The following is a 20,451-nucleotide window of genomic DNA, read 5'->3' as shown; positions in this document are numbered from 1 at the left end:
ATGAACTGGCCCATGCGCTTATATGTTGATATTTGCAAAATATCGGCGTTGGAGGTAAAGCGTTGTCGGCTTGCAGTGAGCTGGACGGCCGTCATCGGGAACTGAGACGCGATGGCGTGAATCGGAAGAGTCCTATTTCAGGTTCCGCTCTGGTTGTGCATCGTTGCGGTCCCGATGACACCCGTTTCCACTTTGAGAATGAAAAAGAAAACGCTGATGCCGATGGGCACGCTGTGGTTCGTTGGGGGAAGCCTTGTGGCTCACCTTGCGTATGCGCAGGACCATTCAGGCATTGCAGAGCCGACGTTGCCCCTCGAAGTCACGCCGACTGTCGATATGCCCACGGCTGTCACCGCGGCGCCGCGACGAATGCTGCACCATTGGTCTCGCGTCGGCGCATTGAGCGATGACCAGAAAAGTATGGGCGAAATGCTGGCGGAACACCCGGAACTGCAGACGCATTCGCATTCGACGTACTACTCGTGGTCGCTTCACGTTGGGGAACGTGCACGGCTGCAACCGCCGGGTAGTGAGTTTTCGCATTAGGGGGCGGCGGGTGTGGCGCTGCGGGGGATATGCAGCGCGCTGCAATGCTTGAGCGAAGTGGGTCCGATCCTACCGATATTCGTCGATTTCGATCGTTCCACCTATTGCTTCGATTATTGAGCGAATGTCGTTGGGCACGTCGGGTACACGGTTTCCTGAGGGATTGAACCAGAAGCAGGAGAACCCAACCCTCGCACCGTTCTGTTGCGCGATCTCCTTCAAACCCTCGCGGGGCAAACCAAGGCGCGCTATGAGATACCGCAAATGCGGTTCCAGCAAATCGCTTTCTACCGCCGATTCGCTGCTTACTCCCCACAGGCCCGTTTTCCCCAAAGCTTTACTGGACTTTCCGGAAGGAAGGGCAAATGACTTTCCTTTGACGATCGCGGTGTCAGGGGCTATCTGAAAGTACTGCGTCCAGAATTCCGGTGATACGGCGTCTCCGGTTATCAGGAAAGACGCGTAGGCTCCGGCGTCCGCGCTCGCATTTGATGTTGAAGACTGGTTATGGTGCATAGTCGCGAATACTGTCCTCAAATATTTTCCCCTGGCTTTGTTGCACTGCTAAGCGCGAATAAACAGCGAGTTACTGATATTCGTCAATTTCGATTGTTCCGCCCATCGCTTCCATCATCGCGCGGATGTCGTTGGGCACGTCGGGCACCCGGTCGCCCGTTTCATTCATCCAATAGCACCACAGGGCCATCTTGCCTCCTTGTCGCCGCACCAGTTCATGCAAATCGGCGCGGGGCAAGCCCAGATAATTCGTGATGTATTGCAAATGCGGGCCAAGGCAATCGCTGCTTACCACAGCCTTGTTTTCAAGAGCCCATAGGCCGAGCTTACCGGCACGAGGAGTCAACTTCCCGGACGGGAGCTGGAAAGGCTGTCCTTTCGTGATCAGGCGACTAGGCTGCACGCCGAAATACGAGGTCCAAAACTCGGGGTTGACCGAATCGCCGGAAATGATGAATGTGGCATGGGCCAATGGGTGACGCATTTCGTTTGGCTTCTGGTTATGTGACGCGAGAAACAACCACCTACCGATATTCGTCAACCTCGACTGTTCCCCCCATCGCCTCCATCATTGACCGAATGTCGTCGGGAACGTCGGGCACGCGATTTCCAGCCTCGTTGTCCCAATAGCAGAAGAAGCGCATGCGCGCGTTCCCGCGCCTGAGTAGCTCGGGCAAGTCTGCGCGCGGCAAGCCAAGATGCTCGACGAGATAGCGCAAATGCGGCTCAAGGAGATCGCTCTTGACCACCGATTTGCTGCGGACACCCCACACTCCTGTCCGCCTGGCTATACCCCGTGGTTGCCCGTCACGGTCGACGATTGCATCGCCTTTGCGGTGCGCGACATCAGGGACAACGCCGAAATACTCTGTCCAGAATGTTGGCGAAACGTCGTCGCCTGAAACCGAGAATGACGCATGTGCGAGTTCGTGCGAATCCATATCTTTCCCGTTTCAGCAACTGTGTTTTCTGCTCGGAAGAAACAAAGATACGCCCACTTCCATAGTCATCCTTACGGTACATCACCCACCGTTGAAACGAATCCGTCTTCAGTTCGGTTCCACCCATCGCGAGCCTCGTCGCTTATGACGGCGTAACCCTAGCAGACTGGCCGACACCCATGTTTTTGGGATCGCGCGTCACAAGCAAAAAACGCGTTGAACGTAAGCACGTTCAACGCGTTTCCTTACTACAGGCTTTTAACTTCGTCTGAAGCTTCGTCCGAAGCTCAGGCCGCCTTCAACAGCCCATGCGGATCGATCACGAACTTGCGCGGCGCACCGCCGTCGAACTGGCGATAACCGTCCGGCGCCTGATCGAGCGACACCACCGTCACGTTCACGATGTCCGCAATCGGCAGACGGTCCCACAGAATCGCCTGCATCAGATTGTGGTTGTACTTCATCACCGGCGTCTGGCCCGTGTGGAACGAATGCGACTTCGCCCAGCCGAGCCCGAAGCGGATGCTCAGACTCCCCTTGCGCGCGGCAGCGTCCGCGGCGCCCGGATCGTCGGTGACATAGAGCCCCGGAATACCGATCGCCCCCGCAGCCCTCGTGATTTCCATCAGCGAGTTCAGCACAGTGGCCGGTGCTTCCTCGTGCGAGCCGCTGCTGCCGTGGCCGTGCGCCTCGAAGCCCACGCAGTCCACCGCGCAATCCACTTCCGGCTTGCCCAGAATCTGCTCGATCTGTTCGCCGAGCGTCGCATCCTTCGACAGGTCCACGGTCTCGAATCCCATCTTGCGAGCATGCGCAAGGCGCTCCTCGTTCATGTCGCCGACGATCGTACACGCCGCGCCCAACAGACGCGCCGACGCAGCCGCCGCCATGCCTACCGGCCCGGCGCCTGCGATATAAACCGTCGCGCCCGGCTTCACGCCTGCCATGACCGCGCCGTGATAACCGGTCGGCAGAATGTCGGACAGGCATGTCAGGTCGCGAATCTTCGACATCGCCTGCGCGCGGTCGGGAAACTTCAGCAGATTGAAGTCGGCATACGGCACCATCACGTACTCGGCCTGGCCGCCGATCCAGCCGCCCATGTCCACATATCCGTAAGCGCCGCCCGCACGCGACGGGTTCACGTTCAGGCACACGCCGGTATGCTGCGACTTGCAGGTCGGGCACCGTCCGCATGCCACGTTGAACGGCACGGAGACGAGATCGCCAACGCTCAGCGTCTCGACGTCGCGGCCGACCTCGATCACCTCGCCGGTAATCTCATGGCCGAGCACGAGGCCGACTTCCGCGGTCGTGCGGCCCCGCACCATGTGCTGGTCGGAGCCGCAAATATTCGTGCTGACCACCTTCAGAATCACACCGTGACCGATCGAACGGCCGCGTGGGTCGACCATCTTCGGATAGTCGATCGATTGCACTTCAACCTTGCCCTGCCCCAGATAGACGACGCCGCGATTGCTGCTCATTGAATGTCTCCATGTCTTGTGAGCGGTGCGCGGCCTGCGCCGCACGCCGTTCAACGAGCGTAGCGCCCGCCGCGGTCAACCACCTGCACCGAACCCGACACGAGTTTGGCCGAAACCGACATGCCCCTTCTTCGCAGGTTTTTATTGATTGACCGTTCAATATAAAAAAACTACCATGCGTCGATCGAACCTGCGGGCAACGTGCCGGCAGCGAACCGTCTGATCTTTATAGTCACGCCATGCCCAAGCTCGGAATGCGCGAAATCCGCCGCGCGCAGTTGATCGACGCGACGCTGCTCACCATCGACCAGACCGGCCTCGCGGGCGCGACACTCGCGTCGGTCGCACAGCGCGCGAGCATTTCCACCGGCATCGTGAGCCACTATTTCGGCGACAAGGACGGTCTTCTCGAAGCCACCATGCGCCATGTGTTGCGCGATTTGTGGCAGGCCACGTCCCGCCGCCGTCGCGCGGCAAAAACGGACCCGCGCTCGAAACTGCGTGCGGTCGTCGCCGCGAATTTCGATGCCGAGCAGACCAGCACGCCCGTCATGAAGACCTGGCTTGCGTTCTGGTCCGAGAGCATGCACAAGCCGCAACTGCGGCGTCTTCAGTCTGTCAACACGCGCCGCTTGAACTCCAATCTGTGCGCGGATTTTTCGAAAGCGCTGCCGCGTGCGGCGGCGCGGCGCGCGGCCAGCGGTCTCGCGGCATTGATCGACGGATTGTGGCTGCGCGGCGCCTTGTCGGGCGAACCGTTCGACACCAAAGCGGCGCTGCGCGTCGCCAACGAATACATCGACCTGGTCCTGGCGGCGCGCGAATAGCGCGCAGCAGCCGGCGACATCTCTACAAAGGAGCACATGATGGCGGTATTCGCAATGCAACGTCTGTACATTGGCGGCGCTTACGTCGACGCGACCAGCGGTGAAACCTTCGACACCGTCGACCCTGCCACCGGCGAAACGCTCGCGACCGTGCAGCAGGCGAGCGCCGCGGACGTCGATAGCGCAGTGCAGTCCGCGCGCGACGGTCAGCGCGAGTGGGCCGCGCTCACGGCAATGCAGCGCTCGCGCATCCTGCGCCGCGCGGTCGAGATTCTGCGCGAGCGCAACGACGAACTCGCGCTGCTCGAAACGCGCGACACCGGCAAGCCGATCGCGGAAACGCAGGCGGTGGACATCGTGACCGGCGCGGACGTGATCGAGTATTACGCGGGACTCGCGACCGCTATCGAAGGGCAGCAGATTCCGCTGCGGCCGTCGTCGTTCGTGTACACGCGGCGCGAACCGCTCGGCGTTTGCGCGGGCATCGGCGCATGGAATTATCCGATTCAGATTGCGTGCTGGAAGTCCGCGCCCGCGCTTGCCGCAGGCAACGCAATGATCTTCAAGCCGAGCGAGGTCACGCCGCTTACTGCGTTGAAACTCGCGGAAATCTACACCGAAGCCGGCGTGCCGCCTGGCGTGTTCAACGTCGTGCAAGGCGACGGCCGCGTGGGCGCGATGCTGGCCGCGCATCCGGACATCGAAAAGATTTCGTTCACGGGCGGCGTCGAAACGGGCAAGAAGGTGATGTCGATGGCGGGCGCGTCGTCGTTGAAAGAAGTGACGATGGAACTCGGCGGCAAGTCCCCGTTGCTCGTGTTCGACGACGCGAATCTCGAACGCGCCGCCGACATCGCGATGAGCGCCAACTTCTTCAGCTCGGGCCAGGTCTGCACGAACGGCACGCGCGTGTTCGTGCAGCGCAATGTGATCGAGCGCTTCGAGGCATTGCTGCTCGAACGCGTGAAGCGTATTCGCGTCGGTGCGCCGACCGAGGCCGCCACCAACTTTGGCCCGCTCGTGAGCGCTGCGCAATTGCAGAAGGTGCTCGGCTATATAGAAAGCGGCGTTACAGAAGGCGCGCGTTTGATCGCGGGCGGCAAGCGTTTGACAGAAAATCATTATGCGCAAGGTCAATACGTAGAGCCAACTATCTTCACCGGTTGCCACGACGACATGCGAATCGTGCGTGAGGAAATCTTCGGGCCGGTCATGAGCATTCTCGTATTCGACGAAGAAGACGAAGCCATCGAGCGCGCGAATCGCACCGCGTATGGCCTCGCCGCCGGCGTCGTGACGGAAAATCTCTCGCGTGCGCATCGCGTGATTCATCGGCTGGAAGCGGGCATTTGCTGGATCAACACGTGGGGCGAGTCGCCCGCCGAAATGCCCGTGGGCGGCTATAAGCAATCCGGCGTGGGCCGCGAAAACGGCATCACGACACTCGAGCACTACACGCGCATCAAGTCCGTGCAGGTCGAGCTAGGCCCTTATCAACCGGTGTTCTGAGAGCGCTGCCATGAGTTCCAACGAATACGATTACATCATCGTCGGCGCGGGTTCGGCGGGCAACGTGCTGGCCTCGCGTCTCACCGAAGACGCCGACGTCACTGTGCTGCTGCTCGAAGCGGGCGGTCCCGATTACCGCTTCGATTTCCGCACGCAGATGCCCGCCGCCCTCGCCTATCCGCTGCAAGGGCGCCGCTATAACTGGGCGTACGAGACCGACCCCGAGCCGCATATGGACAACCGCCGCATGGAATGCGGACGCGGCAAGGGACTCGGCGGGTCGTCGCTGATCAACGGCATGTGCTATATCCGCGGCAACGCGCTCGATTACGACGGCTGGGCTCAGCGCCCAGGCCTCGAAAACTGGACGTATCTCGACTGCCTGCCGTACTTCCGCAAGGCCGAAACGCGCGACGTGGGTCCGAACGCGTATCACGGCGGCGACGGTCCGGTGCATGTGACCACCAGCAAGCCCGGCAACAATCCGCTGTTCGCGGCGATGGTCGAAGCCGGCGTGCAGGCCGGCTTTCCGCGCACCGACGATCTGAACGGCTATCAGCAGGAAGGCTTCGGTCCGATGGATCGCACGGTCACGCCTCAGGGCCGGCGCGCCAGCACGGCGCGCGGCTATCTGGATCGTGCGAAGGCGCGTTCGAACCTGGCCATCGTCACGCACGCGCTGACTGATCGCGTGCTGTTCTCCGGCAAGCGCGCGGTCGGCGTCTCGTATCTGCAGCATGGCGCGGCCGTCAACGCGCATGCGCGCCGCGAAGTGCTGGTCTGCAGCGGCGCGATTGCATCGCCGCAATTGCTGCAACGCTCCGGCGTGGGCCGCTCGACGTGGCTGCGCGATCTGGACATTCCGCTCGTCCACGATTTGCCGGGCGTCGGCGAAAATTTGCAGGACCATCTGGAGATGTACATCCAGTACGAATGCAAGGAGCCGGTCTCGCTCTATCCCGCATTGCAGTGGTGGAATCAGCCGGCTATTGGGCTCGAATGGATGGTGAACGGCACCGGCATCGGCGCGAGCAATCAGTTCGAAGCGGGCGGTTTTATCCGCGCACGCGACGACGACTTGTGGCCCAACATCCAGTATCACTTTCTGCCGGTCGCGATCAACTACAACGGCTCGAACGCGATCAAGATGCATGGCTTTCAGGCACATGTCGGTTCGATGCGTTCGCCAAGCCGCGGACGCGTGAAGCTCACGTCGCGCGATCCGGCGGCGCATCCGAGCATCCTATTTAACTACATGGCCGATCCGCTCGACTGGCGCGAGTTCCGCGACGGCATTCGCATCACGCGCGAAATCATGCGGCAGCCCGCGCTGGACCGTTATCGCGGGCGCGAGCTGAATCCGGGCGCCGAGCTAACCACCGACGCGCAACTCGACGCTTTCGTGCGGGCGCGCGCCGAGACGGCGTTTCATCCTTCGTGCTCGTGCAAGATGGGCTACGACGACATGGCCGTGGTGGACAACGAAGGACGCGTGCATGGCATGGAGGGGCTGCGCGTGGTCGATGCGTCGATCATGCCGCTTATCACCACGGGCAATCTGAACGCGCCGACCATCATGCTGGCCGAGAAGATCGCGGATCGGATTCGTGGACGCGAGGCATTGGCGCGCGTGGACACGCCCTACTTCGTCGCGAACGGTGCGCCCTTCAGAAAGCGCGAACGTGTGACCGTTTAGCGCATTGCGTCAGCCGCCCGATTCTGTTTGCGAATCATGATGCCGTGAGGCCGTCAGGCGGTCACGCATCTCGTTCTTGACTTCCTCCTACCCAACATCCAGATTAGATCAGGAGTATTGAAAGCTCTCTGAGGACGCGTTGTCCGCAGATGGATGTTGTTGGCAAACCGCTAGCGTAGGCCCGGAGGCAAGATGAAATGGTTAGCATGGCTGTTGCCGTTAAGCATAGGTGCGCAGGCATATGCACAATCGAACGAAGCAGGCGCGAACAGTCCCGCGAGAAACGACGCAACGACACAGACCATGCAGGTGAACCAGCAGATCGCGAGTTACCTGAATCTCGCAGACAAGCGGGATTTCGAGGATGCAGGACGGGGCTTCATATCGTCCCTGCCGCAACCAGTTCTGACCACCGCGTCGGGCCGTACGGTGGTCGACCTCACCCGCTATGCTTTCCTGCGCCCCGGAACCGAAGCTCCGGCCACGGTGAACCCAAGCCTGTGGCGTCAGGAGCAGATACTGACGATGAACGGCCTGTTCAAGGTGGTCGACGGCATCTATCAGGTGCGCAATATCGACCTGGCCAACATCACGTTTATTCGAGGGGCGACCGGCTGGATCGTAGTCGATACCGGAAGTTCAGCCGAGACAGCGAAGGCAGCGTTGGAACTGGTCAATGAAAAGGTCGAACGCCGGCCGGTTAGCGCCGTCATCATCACGCATAGCCACGTCGACCATTTCAGTGGCATCAGAGGCGTGGTCGACGAAAAAGACGTGGCCTCGGGCAAGGTTCCATTGATCGCGCCGGAAGGCTTCATGGAAGAAGCAATCAGCGAGAACATTTTCGCTGGAAACGCAATGAGCCGCCGCGCGTCGTACATGTACGGCGATCTTCTCGAGAAAGACCCGAAAGGCACGGTCGGCAGCGGCCTCGGCCTGGTCAATGCGACCGGCACGCTCACTCTGCTTCAACCGAATCGTCTCATCAAAAAGACGGGCGAGAAGCTGACGGTGGACGGCGTCGACGTCGTCTTTCAAATGGCGCCGGGCACCGAAGCGCCCGCCGAGATGCTGTTCTACTTCCCTCAGTTCAAGGCGCTCGATCTCGCCGAAGACGCCAATCATTCACTGCATAACATTCTGACGCTCAGAGGCGCGAAGGCGAGAAGCGCGCAGAAGTGGGCCGCGGCGCTCGATCAAACCATTGCCATGTTCGGCAACGACGCTCAATTGTCTTTCGGAAGCCACCATTGGCCGCAGTGGGGAAATGAACGCGTCGTCGAGCATTTGTCGAAACAGCGGGACCTGTACAAGTACATCAACGATCAGACGCTGCGCATGGCCAACGAAGGCTTGACCATGCATGAAATCGCCGAACAGTTCGTGCTTCCCGATTCGCTCGCCAAGGAATTTTATAACCGTGGCTATTACGGCAATCTGAACACGACGTCAGATCGACTTATCAACTCTACCTGGGCTGGTGGGACGCCAATCCCGCGAACCTCGATCCGCTTCCCCCCGCCGAAGAAGCGAAGAAATACGTCGAGCTTATCGGCGCTGACAAGATCATGGCGAACGCGCGTGACGCCTATCGGAAAGGCGAGTACCGATGGGTCGCCACCATCACCAACAAGCTCGTATTCGCTCAACCTGATAATCAGGCCGCGCGGCGTCTCGAAGCCGATGCACTTGAACAGTTGGGCTATCAGTCGGAATCGGGCACCGTCCGCAATGTTTATCTGAGCGGCGCTCACGAGTTGCGCGGTGGCGTGAAGAAGATGGCCGGCGTGAACACGGCTGCGCCTGACATCATCACGGCCATGTCGCCGGAAATGTTCCTCGACTTCCTGGCGATCCACCTGAACGGCCCGCACGCGGCGAATAAAAGCTATGCGTTCAATCTGATTCTGCCGGACGTGAAAAAGCAATTTGCGCTTACCGTGCGCAACGGTGTGATGAACTATGTGGAAGGCCGTCCATTGGAGCATGCCGACGGAACGATCACGTTCGACAAGTCGACCCTGGACGACATCGCGCTCGGCAATGTGAAGCTGCAGCAATTGTCCGAGACGGGTAAGGTGAAGTTTGACGGCGATAAAGCGAAGTTCCGGGAAATGCTCGGGATGTTCGATAAGTTCGATTACTGGTTTTCTATCGCGGAACCGTAAGCATTTTCCAACGGCGCGATTACGGTTGCGAGGAGACCGTATTGCGCTCACCGCGAACTGCAACTGTAGCTGCACGCTCGGGCGGGGCCAGGTGCCCCGCCCTCAGTTTTTCTTGACCCTCGCATAAGTTATCGTCGATTGTCAGCGCTTTCCCAAAGCGGGATAGTGCTGCGTCGGGACACCCGTCGATAACCGTTCGAGGAAGCGTTGTACATGAAGCTAAAAGCCGTGAGCCTGATGGTCACCATGCTGTTTGCGCTGGGCGCGCCCGCGCAGGCAAGCCGCGCGGCAAGCGAAGGCGAGGCCGAACGCCAGGTGAAATCCGTAGTGGACTCCGCCATCGAACCGCTGATGGCGAAACATCATGTGCCTGGGATGGCGGTCGGCATCGTCGCCAATGGCAAAACATACGTCTTCGACTACGGCGTGGCATCGGCGGAAACCGGCAAGCCGGTCACGCAGCGCACGCTCTTTGAAATCGGCTCCGTGAGCAAGACATTCACCGCGACGCTTGCCGAATATGCGCAGTTGAGCGGCCATCTGAGGCTGTCGGACCCGACGCAAACATACTTGCCGTCCTTGCGAGGCAGCGCATTCGGCAAGGTTAGCCTGCTGAATCTCGGCACGCACACGCCCGGCGGTCTGCCGCTCCAGGTGCCCGACGACATCCACGACAACGCGCAGTTGCTGCAGTACTTCAGCGCATGGAAACCGGCCTACGCGCCTGGCACGTATCGTACCTACGCGAATCCGGGGATCGGCACGCTCGGTCTGATCACGGCGAAAAGCATGAATCAGGACTTTGCGTCGCTGATGGAGCAGCGCCTGTTTCCGGCGCTCGGCATGACGAGCAGCTACATCCATGTTCCGCCAACGAAAATGTCCGACTACGCACAGGGCTATACGAAGGACGGCGCGCCGATCCGCATGAAAGGCGGCGTGCTCGCCGACGAAGCGTACGGCGTGAGGACCACCGCCGCCGACATGCTGCGTTTCGTGCAAGCGAACATGAACCTGATCGATGTCGACAACCAGCTTCAGCGCGCTATCACGGCGACACACACGGGTTACTTCAAGGCCGGCGTGCTGACGCAGGACCTGATATGGGAGCAGTACGCCTATCCCGTCACGTTGACGACCTTGCACGAAGGCAATGCGCCCGCGATGGCCACCACGGCGACGCCGGTCATCGCAATCGAGCCGCCCTTGCCGCCGCAGCAGAATGTATGGATCAACAAGACCGGTTCGACGAATGGGTTCGGCACCTACGTTGCCTTCATTCCGCAGAAACACGTCGGCGTCGTTTTGCTTGCCAACAGGAATTTCCCGATCGAGGACCGCGTGAGCGCTGCGTATCGGATCGTGTCGGCACTGGTGGCGAGCAAACAGTAAGCGCCGATGCCCGGTTAGCTGTGGAGAGCGCAGCCGACAACGACTGCGTTCTTCATGGGTGGGTCGTCAATCGCGCACCGGACTCAGCACGCCGTGCGCGTCGCTCTCCACCGCTTCGGAGACGAGCGTCTCCAGCGCGAGTCCGCGTGTTTCGATGCCGAGTATCCACACAGCCGTGGCCGCGATCACGAAACACATTGCGCCAAGCGAGAACACGCCGCCCTGCCCGAACATCGGCAGCACGACGCCGACCACATACGGCCCGATCAGCGAGCCCACGCGGCCGATTGCCGACGCGAAACCGGAACCCGTCGCGCGCGCGCCGGTGCCGTACAGTTCCGGCGTGTATGTGTAGAGCACCGCCCACATCGCGAACAGGAAAAACTGCATCGCGAGACCGGCGCAAATCAGCAGCGTGGGCGTTTGCGCGTGCAGTGCGGTTTGTCCGTAGACGTAGGCCATCACCGCACTGCCCGCGAGCGACGCGATACATGTCGGCTTGCGTCCCCAACGCTCGACCAGCCACGCCGCGCAGATGAACCCGGGAATGCCGCCGAGCGAAATCAGCACCGTATACAGCACCGACTTCGTCACCGCGAAGCCCGCCTGCTGCATCAACGCGCCGAGCCACGAAGTCAATCCGTAAAAGCCGAGCAGCGCGAAGAACCACAACGTCCACACCATGATCGTGCGACGCCGGTAAGCCGCGCTCCAGATCTCGCGAAACGCGCCCGCGCCTTTGGCGGCCACCGGTTCGACGAGCATGACCGGCTCGCGCAAACGGCTCAGACCGGCGGCCTTGATCACCTTGACCTCGATGTCGGCGAGAATTTTATCGGCCTCGCCGCGACGTCCGCGATGTTCGAGCCAACGCGGCGACTCAGGCACGACACGGCGCACGATCAGCACGAAGACGGCCGGAATCGCGAGCAGCGCGAACTCGGTGCGCCAGCCGTAGGCCGGCAGCACGAAGTACGACACCACGCCCGCCGTGATGAAACCGAGCGGCCAGAAGCCGTCCATCAACGCAATCAGGCGTCCGCGCGACGAAGCGGGAACAAATTCCGACAGCAGCGTTTGCGCAATCGGAAACTCCATGCCCATGCCGAAACCGAGCAGCACGCGATAGAAAATCAGCGCTTCGACGCTTTGCGCCGTCGAACAGAGATACGAGGCGAGGCCCCACAGCACCATGCTCCACTGAAAAACCGGCCGGCGTCCGAAGCGATCGGCAAGCAGCCCCGCCACCGCCGCACCGCCCACCATGCCGAAGAAGCTCGCACTCGCGACGAGCCCCGCGGTTGCCGTCGACAAGCCGAATTCGGTCTTGATCGAACCGAGCACGAAAGTCATCGTGCCGAGATCGACGGAATCGAAGAAGAACGCAATCGCGATGATGATGAAGATGGTCCGGTGATAACCGGAGAACGGCAGCCGTTCGAGTCGCGCGGCGGCACTTGCGCGAGGCTGAGAAGCGGTAGGCATGGCATCCCCTGAATGATGCGGCGACGGCCGCGAGTGATGTTTCGAGCAGCGTTTTCAGTAGACGCCGACATAAATCGGCCACATAGAAGAAATACGTCATCCGGATGGAACAAGGGCGTCGTGAGGACGTTGTGTTAAGTTGATCGCCTCCTTTTTTTCTTGCGGCTTTTTTTACGCGAAGGCACGGTCCTGACGTTGCCTCCTGACGTTGGCTCCGATTGCGGCGCGCGCGATTTTCTGTGGACAATGGCTGTTCGGACTGGGCACTGATTCGGGTAACGATTTGACGACCGCATTCACCAGACAAGTGGCATCCACGAGGTTTTCGCCGCCGCGCATCGGCTCGAAAACGGTCCGGCGCGCCGACCTGCTCACGCATCTCGAGCGCATGCGGCACGCCACGCTTGCGCTCGTCACCGGGAGCGCGGGCTACGGCAAGACGACCCTCCTCGCCCAATGGCGCGAGCGATGCGTGAAGGCGGGCGCGGACGTCGCGTGGTTATCGCTGAGCGCGGACGAAGCCGATTACGCCGCGTTCTGCGCGACGCTGTTCATGGCGATGCAACGCGTCGGCCTGCGCGCCGAGCCCGAGCTGCTGTTCGAAGATGCAAACCCTGCCGGCATTGACGCGCTCGTGGCGATGCTCGTGGACGGCGTGCTCGACCTGTCGAAAGACATTTACGTCTTCATTGACGACTATCATTTCGTCGATGCCCCGCCCGTGCACCGCTTCATGCAGAAGCTGCTCGATCAGGCGCCGGGCACGCTGCATGTGGTGATCGCCTCGCGCGTCGCGCCGCCGCTTGCGCTCAGCCGGCTTCGAATGACGAATCAGCTCGCCGAACTCGACAGCACAGCTTTGCCGTTTGGCATGGCCGAAACGCGGAGCTTCGTCGAAGAGAATCTGGGAACGGGGTGCCGCAGCAGCATGCTTTGATCGAGCAGCGCGAGCGCGGCATCGGCATCGCGGTCATGGCAAGCGCGCTCGGTGAGCCGCGTGGTGACGACACGGGTCGACGTCATGTGAGTCCCGCAACGGGAAAACCGCGAGCGGCGCGTGAGAGCAGCGCTCGCGGCGTGACGGCGGTCACGACATCAGCGGCTCGGCTGCGTCGAGCATGATCTTCACGAAGTAATCCGCGAAGCTGCGGCGCACGACGATGTCGAAGCTGTCCGCGCCGATCGGCACGAGCGTGATCGACGCCTTGAAATAATGGCTTTGCGCGCACTGCCCTTCGCCGAACAGCTTCGGATGAAGATCGAGCGGACAGCCGCGCGACAGCACTTCACGCGTGCGCGTGCCGCTGATTTCGAGCACCGTATAGCCGCTGCCGATGTCCACCGCCGACGCGAATACCCCTGCAAACGCAGTGCCGAGCGCCGCTTGCAACGGCGCGGTGCGCGTCGCGTCGTGCGTCATCGCCGAGCGCACGAGCCACTCGTCCGGGCCGAGCCACAACATGTCGTAGCCGTTGCCGCGCGCGATCGTGTTGGGTGTCTCCGGCGGCTTGCAGCCGAGCACCTGTTCGACTGCCTGCACGAACGCGGCGTCGCGCGTATCGCCGCGCACATTCACGAGCTGAAGAAACGGCCGCTCGCTCAGCCTGAATGCCGCGGTCGCCGAAGCCTGATGCTTCTTCAGGAGTGCATCCACGCCCACGAGCGGCGACTCCTGCCACACGCCGGTCTGCTTGCCGACGGCGCGATCCACCACCGACGCCCCCGTTTTCGTTTCATTCCACATGTTGACGCGCTCCTTCGCTGTCGTAGAACACCGAGCTGGTGATCTTCGCTGCAATCTGTTTGCCGCTCGAAAGCGGGACCGTGACCGTTTCGCCGATCTTGTCGAGGCCGCCCTTCACGACCGCCATCGCGATCGAGCGCTTGAGAATCGGACTGTAATAGCTCGACGTGACGTGTCCGAGCATCGGCGCGGTCTCGCCCTGGAACGGCCCCGCGACGATCTGCGAGCCTTCGGGTATCACGAACGACGGATCGTCCGCGAGCAGTCCGACCAGTTGCTTTCGCCCCGCCTTCGCCGTGTCCGAGCGCGTGAGCGAACGCTTGCCGAGAAAGTCCTTCGACTTCGCGACGAGCCCGCCCATGCCGACGTCATACGGCGTCATCGAACCATCGGTATCCTGACCAACGATGATGTAGCCCTTCTCCGCGCGCAACACGTGCATCGTTTCCGTGCCGTACGGCGTGATGTCGAATTCGGCGCCCGCGGCCATCAACGCTTCCCACACCGCGCGTCCGACGTTCGCCGGCACGTTCACTTCATACGCGAGTTCGCCCGAGAAACTGATCCGCATCACACGCGACGCCGCGCCCGCGACCGTGCCCTCGCGATAGCTCATGAACGGAAAGGCCGCGTTCACGAAGTCGATGTCGTGGCAAACCTTCTGCAAGACCTTGCGGCTATTCGGGCCGACCACGGCGAAGGTCGCCCAGTGATCGGTGACCGACGCGAGGCGCACGCGCATGTCGGGCCATTCGGTTTGCAGCCAGCGTTCGAACCAGGTGAGCACGCGCGCGGCGCCGCCGGTCGTGGTCGTCATCATGTAGTGCTGGTCGGCGAGGCGCACGGTCACGCCGTCGTCGAAGATCATGCCGTTTTCGTCGAGCATCAGACCGTAGCGGCATTTGCCGACTTCGAGCTTGCTCCACGGATTCGTATAGACCCAGTTCAGCAGCTTCGCCGAATCGGGGCCCTGAATGTCGATCTTGCCGAGCGTGGACGCATCGAGAATGCCGACGCTCGTGCGCACCGCGAGCGATTCGCGCGCGACGGCCGCATGCAGGTCTTCACCCTTCTTCGGGAAGTACCAGGGGCGCTTCCAGTTGCCGACGTCCTCGAATTCCGCGCCGTTTTCGACGTGCCATTCGTGCACCGCCGTCTTGCGCACGGGATCGAGAAACTCGCCGAGCTCGCGCCCCGCGAAGGTGCCGAACGTGACCGGCGTGTAGTTCGGGCGGAACGTCGTCGTGCCGGTTTCCGGAATCGTCTTGCCGAGCGCCTGCGCGAGAATCGCCATGCCGTTGATGTTGCCGAGCTTGCCCTGATCGGTGCCGAAGCCCATCGCGGTATAACGCTTGACGTGTTCGACCGACTCGAAGCCTTCGCGCGCGGCAAGGAAAATATCCGCGGCCGATACGTCGTTCTGGAAGTCGACGAACTGCTTCGGCCCACGCGTGGCGAGTTCGCGTCCGCCGACGAGCCACAGCGGCTGCATCTTCGCTTCGCTGATCTCGGCGACCTGCACCGTGTTCGGCCGCTTGACGATATAGCCCGCGGCCCGCGCCGCTTCGACGCCGGCATCGACGGCAAAACGAATGCCCTGGCCCAGCGTGAAGTCGCCATTGCAGGCGCCCACGCTCGTCTCCGGCTGCATCGCCTTGCCGGGCACGAAGCAGGCTTTGTCGTCATGCCAGTGCGCCTTGCCCCCCGATTGCGCGAACAGATGCAGCACAGGGCTCCAGCCGCCCGACATCGCGAGCAGATCGCACGGCAACTCGCCTTGCTTGGCGCCCACCTGACCGTTCGCGTACGAAGCGACATCGACGGAAGCCACGCGCAGTTTGCCGTGCGCCGCCGTGATCACCGCACCGCTGATCACCTTCACGCCATAGCGGCGTGCGAGCGCAGGCAGCGTGCCTTTCGATTCGCCCGCGCGTGGGTCGATCACCGTGACTTGCGCGCCGGCTGCTTTCAGATCGAGCGCGCATTGATAGCCGTCGTCGTTATTCGTGAAGACGATCGCGTCGCGTCCCGGCAGCACCGCATAGCGATGCAGATACGTCGACACCGCCGACGCGAGCATCACGCCAGGCAGATCGTTGTTGCCGAACACGATGGGACGCTCATGCGCGCCGGTTGCGAGAATCACGCGTTTCGCGCGGATTTTCCACATCAGTTCGCGCGTGCCCGCGCGTTGCGACACCGGCAGATGATCGGTCAGACGCTGAGTAACGGTGACGAGATTGTGGTCCTGATAGCCGAACGCGGTGCTGCGCGACAGAATCTTCACGCCGGGCATTTGCCGCAATTCGTCTTCGATCTTGTGAACCCATTGCAAAGCCGGCTTGCCGTCGATCTCCGCGCGGCACGACAGCAGCGAGCCGCCGAGTTCCGGCTGATCGTCGACGAGCGTGACGCGCGCGCCCGACAGCGCCGCTGCATGCGCGGCCGCGAGCCCCGTCGGCCCGCCGCCGACCACCAGCACGTCGCAATGCGCGAAGCACTTGTCGTAGCGGTCCGCGTCGAGTTGCTCGGGCGCCTTGCCGAGACCCGCCGCGTCGCGAATCACTTCTTCGTACTTCGGCCAGAACTTGCGCGGCCACATGAAGGTCTTGTAGTAGAAGCCCGCCGGAATAAAGCGCGCGATCTTCTGATTGACCGCCATGCGATCCTTCTCGATGCTCGGCTTCGCGTTCACGCTGTTCGCGACGAGCCCCTGATACAACTCGACCTCAGTGGCGCGCGCATTCGGCACCGTGTAGGCGCCCGTTTCGAGTTGCACGACGGCATTCGGCTCTTCCACGCCGGCGGTCACGATGCCGCGCGGCCGGTGATACTTCCAGCTACGCGCGACGAAATGCAAGCCGTTCGCGAGCAACGCGGAAGCAAGCGTGTCGCCCTGATAGCCCTGATACTGGCGGCCGTTGAAGGTGAACGTGAGCGGCAATGCGCGGCTGATGCGCCCGCCATTCGGGAGTCGGTCTTTCTGGCTCATTGCGTCTTGCCCTCTTGTGCGTTGCCGTCGTTGCTGTCCATCTTCAGCAGCGGACGGTCGAACGTTTCGTAGCCCTGAATCTCATAGCTCACCGTGTTGCGCTGCGCCTTGAACCAGCGGCGGCAGCCTTGCGCATGGATCCATTGCTCGCGATGCACGCCGCGCGAATTCTTGCGCATGAACAGGTAGTCGCCCCATTCCTTGTCGGTGAGTTTTTCGGTGTCCAGCGGACGCATGATGTCCGCTTCGCCGCCGCAGGAAAATTCGGTTTCGGCGCGTGGCCCGCACCAGGGGCATTCGATCAGCAGCATGGTTGTCTCTCTATCTGGCTCAAGTGCGTGAGTGCCTGAGTGCGTTAGTGGGCGACGGCGGCGGCGCCGTGTTCGTCGATAAGATGGCCGGTATAGAAGCGGTCCAGCGAGAACGGCGCATTCAGTTCATGCGGCTCGTCTTTCGCGATGGTGTGCGCGTACGCCCAGCCCGAACCCGGCGTCGCCTTGAAGCCGCCCGTGCCCCAGCCGCAATTGAAGTAAAGGCCCTTCACGTCGGTCTTGCTGATAATCGGGCAGGCGTCCGGCGACACATCGACAATGCCGCCCCACTGACGATTCATCCGCACGCGCGAGAACACCGGGAACATTTCGACGATGGCTTCGAGCGTCCCTTCGATAATCTGGAAACTGCCGCGCTGACCGAAGCCCGTGTACTGATCGACGCCCGCGCCGATCACCAGATCGCCCTTGTCGGACTGGCTGATATACGCGTGCACCGCGTTCGACATCACGACCGTATTCACCACCGGCTTGATCGGTTCCGACACGAGCGCCTGCAACGGATGGCTTTCGAGCGGCAAGCGCACGCCGGCCATGTCCGCGAGCGTCGACGTATTGCCCGCGGCCACGATCGCGACTTTCTTCGCCTTGATGAAACCCTTCGTGGTGTCCACGCCCGTCACCTGGCTGCCGTTGCGGCGAATGCCCGTGACCTGGCAGTTCTGCACGATATCGACGCCGGCCTGATCCGCGCCGCGTGCGAAGCCCCAGGCCACCGCATCGTGACGCGCGACGCCGCCGCGCCGCTGAATCGACGCACCCAGCACCGGATAGCGGCTATTCAGATTGATGGTCGGCTCGATTTCCTTGATCTGCGCGGGCGTGAGGAATTCGGCGTCGACGCCGTTCAGCCGGTTCGCATTCACACGGCGCTCGGTGTCGCGCACGTCCTGCAGCGTATGCGCGAGATTCATCACGCCGCGCTGGCTGAACATCACGTTGTAGTTCAGATCCTGCGAGAGTCCTTCCCACAGTTTCATGGCCTTTTCATAAAGCGCGGCCGACTCGTCCCACAGATAATTCGAGCGCACGATGGTCGTATTGCGCGCCGTATTGCCGCCGCCGATCCAGCCTTTTTCGAGCACGGCGACATTGCGCACGCCGTGTTCCTTCGCGAGGTAATAGGCCGTGGCGAGACCATGCCCGCCGCCGCCGACGATCACCACGTCGTACTCGCGTTTGGGCTCGGGACTCTTCCACTGTCGTTCCCAGTTCTCGTGATACGACATCCCGTTGCGCAATAGGCTGAATATCGAATAGCGGCTCATCATTGATCCTTGTGGGTACTGTCGGTGCTTGCTGCCTGATGCTTCATGAAATATGCAATGCTTGCTTCAACATTCGATGACGTTCACGGCCAAGCCGCCGCGCGACGTCTCCTTGTATTTCGTCTTCATGTCCGCGCCGGTTTCGCGCATCGTCTTGATCACGTTATCGAGCGACACGTAGTGCTGGCCGTCGCCCTTCATCGCCATGCGCGCGGCGTTGAGCGCCTTGATCGCGCCCATTGCATTGCGTTCGATGCACGGAATCTGCACGAGTCCGCCGACCGGATCGCAGGTCATGCCGAGGTTGTGTTCCATGCCGATTTCCGCGGCGTTTTCCACTTGCGTCGGCGTGCCGCCCATCACGGCCGCGAGCGCCGCGGCGGCCATCGAACAGGCCACGCCGACTTCGCCCTGGCAGCCCACTTCGGCGCCCGAGATCGACGCGGTTTCCTTGTAGATGATGCCGATAGCGGCAGCGGTCAGCAGGAAGTCGACGATGCCTTCGTCGTTCGACGCATGCATGAACTTCACGTAGTAGTGCAGCACGGCGGGAATCACGCCGGCTGCGCCATTGGTCGGCGCGGTCACGACGCGGCCGCCCGCGGCGTTTTCTTCGTTGACGGCCATTGCGTAGAGATTGACCCAGTCGAGCATCGAAAGCGGATCGCGCAGCGACTCTTCCGAACGCGAGCGCAATTGCGCGCACAGATCGGCGGCGCGGCGCTTCACATGCATCGGGCCGGGCAATTCGCCGCGCACCTTGCAGCCGCGTTCGACGCAAGCCGACATCGCGCGCCAGATCGCGAGCAGGCCGTCGCGTACTTCCTGTTCCGGGCGCGCCGCGCATTCGTTTTTCAGCGTGATTTGCGCGATCGAAAGGCCGGTTTCGCGGCACACGCGCATCAGATCATCGCCGGTGCGAAACGGATGCGGCACTTCCGCGCCGGCGCGCACGCCGTTCACGCGATCGCCTTCGCGATTTACCACGAAGCCGCCGCCAATCGAGTAATACTCTTTTTCTACGAGCAGTTGCCCGTTTTCGTCGAATGCCTGAAAGCGCATGCCGTTCGGATGCACGATGCTCGAACCCGGTGCGCCCGGCATCAGCTTGCGGAAAAAGCCGATGTGTTCGCGCTCGTCGAATTTCACCGTGTGCTTGCCGAGCAACGCAAGCTGCTTCGTCTCGCGGATGGCCTGCAAACGCGGCTCGATCGTGTCGGGGTCGATCAGTTCCGGCAGGTTGCCTTCGAGTCCGAGCAACACCGCCTTGTCCGTGCCGTGCCCCTTACCGGTCGCGCCGAGCGAGCCGAACAGCTCGACCTTCACGCGGCGCACGAAGGCGAGCAGATTGGCATCTTCGATATGCGACGCGAAGCGGCAAGCAGCGATCATCGGCCCGACCGTGTGCGAGCTTGAGGGACCGATGCCGATCTTGAAGAGATCGAAGACGCTGACGTTCATGGCGTTCCTTGTGCGTTGCAATGCCGGTTTGGCGGGATATCCGTTGAAACAGGCCCTATTGCACCGCACGTCAAATTGAACCGATAG

General features: G+C 61.8%; 17 protein-coding genes and 1 pseudogene. 8 read left to right on the top strand and 10 right to left on the bottom strand.

What is annotated here, in order from left to right; genetic code table 11:
* The first annotated feature begins 198 nt into the window (after positions 1–198).
* The gene (locus AB6809_RS28405; RefSeq protein ID WP_371027667.1) at positions 199–546 is read left to right on the top strand and encodes a hypothetical protein; all 348 of its coding nucleotides are present in this window, start codon (positions 199–201) and stop codon (positions 544–546) included.
* Between the two features lie 69 nt (positions 547–615).
* Here AB6809_RS28405 and AB6809_RS28400 read toward each other — a convergent pair whose 3' ends face one another.
* The 4 genes from AB6809_RS28400 to fdhA all read right to left on the bottom strand — a co-directional run bounded on the left by AB6809_RS28400 (position 616) and on the right by fdhA (position 3,490).
* Positions 616–1,062 (bottom strand): DUF4279 domain-containing protein, encoded by a 447-nt coding sequence (locus tag AB6809_RS28400; protein ID WP_310031751.1) that lies wholly within the window; start codon positions 1,060–1,062, stop codon positions 616–618.
* A 70-nt stretch (positions 1,063–1,132) separates the two neighbouring features.
* Positions 1,133–1,546: a hypothetical protein gene (locus tag AB6809_RS28395; protein ID WP_371027666.1), complete on the bottom strand. Its 414-nt coding sequence runs from the start codon at positions 1,544–1,546 to the stop codon at positions 1,133–1,135.
* Positions 1,547–1,586: 40 nt separating this feature from the next.
* Positions 1,587–2,003, bottom strand: a complete 417-nt coding sequence (locus AB6809_RS28390; protein WP_310031755.1) for a DUF4279 domain-containing protein — start codon at positions 2,001–2,003, stop codon at positions 1,587–1,589.
* Between the two features lie 287 nt (positions 2,004–2,290).
* A complete protein-coding gene (gene fdhA / locus AB6809_RS28385; protein WP_310031756.1) occupies positions 2,291–3,490 on the bottom strand; it encodes a formaldehyde dehydrogenase, glutathione-independent in 1,200 nt (399 codons plus the stop codon).
* 239 nt (positions 3,491–3,729) lie between these two features.
* On the opposite strand from fdhA, the gene betI reads away from it, so the two are divergent.
* The 6 genes and pseudogenes from betI (at position 3,730) to ampC (ending at position 11,082) form a co-directional block, all read left to right on the top strand.
* The gene (gene betI / locus AB6809_RS28380; protein ID WP_310031758.1) at positions 3,730–4,317 is read left to right on the top strand and encodes a transcriptional regulator BetI; all 588 of its coding nucleotides are present in this window, start codon (positions 3,730–3,732) and stop codon (positions 4,315–4,317) included.
* A gap of 39 nt (positions 4,318–4,356) precedes the next feature.
* Positions 4,357–5,826, top strand: a complete 1,470-nt coding sequence (gene betB / locus AB6809_RS28375) for a betaine-aldehyde dehydrogenase (RefSeq protein WP_310031761.1) — start codon at positions 4,357–4,359, stop codon at positions 5,824–5,826.
* 10 nt (positions 5,827–5,836) lie between these two features.
* Positions 5,837–7,522 carry a choline dehydrogenase gene (gene betA, locus AB6809_RS28370; RefSeq protein WP_310031764.1) on the top strand — a complete coding sequence of 562 codons (1,686 nt, stop codon included), beginning with the start codon at positions 5,837–5,839 and terminating at the stop codon, positions 7,520–7,522.
* A 192-nt stretch (positions 7,523–7,714) separates the two neighbouring features.
* Positions 7,715–8,329 (top strand): annotated as a pseudogene (locus AB6809_RS28365) (MBL fold metallo-hydrolase); the annotation flags it as partial.
* Between the two features lie 665 nt (positions 8,330–8,994).
* On the top strand, positions 8,995–9,690 hold the full coding sequence (locus AB6809_RS28360) for an alkyl sulfatase dimerization domain-containing protein (RefSeq protein WP_310035238.1): 696 nt from the start codon (positions 8,995–8,997) through the stop codon (positions 9,688–9,690).
* A gap of 213 nt (positions 9,691–9,903) precedes the next feature.
* A complete protein-coding gene (ampC, locus tag AB6809_RS28355; protein WP_310031766.1) occupies positions 9,904–11,082 on the top strand; it encodes a class C beta-lactamase in 1,179 nt (392 codons plus the stop codon).
* 66 nt (positions 11,083–11,148) lie between these two features.
* On the opposite strand, the gene AB6809_RS28350 is transcribed toward ampC, so the two are convergent.
* Complete coding sequence (locus AB6809_RS28350; RefSeq protein ID WP_310031768.1) at positions 11,149–12,567, bottom strand: MFS transporter; 1,419 nt, start codon at positions 12,565–12,567, stop codon at positions 11,149–11,151.
* Between the two features lie 307 nt (positions 12,568–12,874).
* On the opposite strand from AB6809_RS28350, the gene AB6809_RS28345 reads away from it, so the two are divergent.
* Complete coding sequence (locus tag AB6809_RS28345) at positions 12,875–13,504, top strand: AAA family ATPase (RefSeq protein ID WP_310031769.1); 630 nt, start codon at positions 12,875–12,877, stop codon at positions 13,502–13,504.
* Positions 13,505–13,654: 150 nt separating this feature from the next.
* Here AB6809_RS28345 and AB6809_RS28340 read toward each other — a convergent pair whose 3' ends face one another.
* The 5 genes from AB6809_RS28340 to AB6809_RS28320 all read right to left on the bottom strand — a co-directional run bounded on the left by AB6809_RS28340 (position 13,655) and on the right by AB6809_RS28320 (position 20,364).
* Positions 13,655–14,311, bottom strand: coding sequence for a sarcosine oxidase subunit gamma (locus AB6809_RS28340; RefSeq protein ID WP_310031770.1), 657 nt, complete (start codon positions 14,309–14,311; stop codon positions 13,655–13,657).
* On the bottom strand, positions 14,301–17,303 hold the full coding sequence (locus tag AB6809_RS28335) for a sarcosine oxidase subunit alpha family protein (RefSeq protein WP_310031771.1): 3,003 nt from the start codon (positions 17,301–17,303) through the stop codon (positions 14,301–14,303). Before AB6809_RS28335 ends, AB6809_RS28340 begins: the two co-directional genes overlap by 11 nt.
* Positions 17,300–17,614: a sarcosine oxidase subunit delta gene (locus AB6809_RS28330; RefSeq protein WP_310031772.1), complete on the bottom strand. Its 315-nt coding sequence runs from the start codon at positions 17,612–17,614 to the stop codon at positions 17,300–17,302. The genes AB6809_RS28335 and AB6809_RS28330 overlap by 4 nt, the downstream gene beginning before the upstream one ends.
* 44 nt (positions 17,615–17,658) lie before the next feature.
* Complete coding sequence (locus tag AB6809_RS28325; protein ID WP_006052194.1) at positions 17,659–18,903, bottom strand: sarcosine oxidase subunit beta family protein; 1,245 nt, start codon at positions 18,901–18,903, stop codon at positions 17,659–17,661.
* Between the two features lie 66 nt (positions 18,904–18,969).
* Positions 18,970–20,364, bottom strand: a complete 1,395-nt coding sequence (locus AB6809_RS28320; protein ID WP_107710905.1) for an L-serine ammonia-lyase — start codon at positions 20,362–20,364, stop codon at positions 18,970–18,972.
* Positions 20,365–20,451 lie beyond the last annotated feature (87 nt).

The organism is Paraburkholderia sp. RCC_158 (assembly GCF_041355255.1).
Classification (GTDB): Bacteria; Pseudomonadota; Gammaproteobacteria; order Burkholderiales; family Burkholderiaceae; genus Paraburkholderia; species Paraburkholderia graminis.
This window is presented reverse-complemented; position numbering and strand designations above follow the sequence as displayed.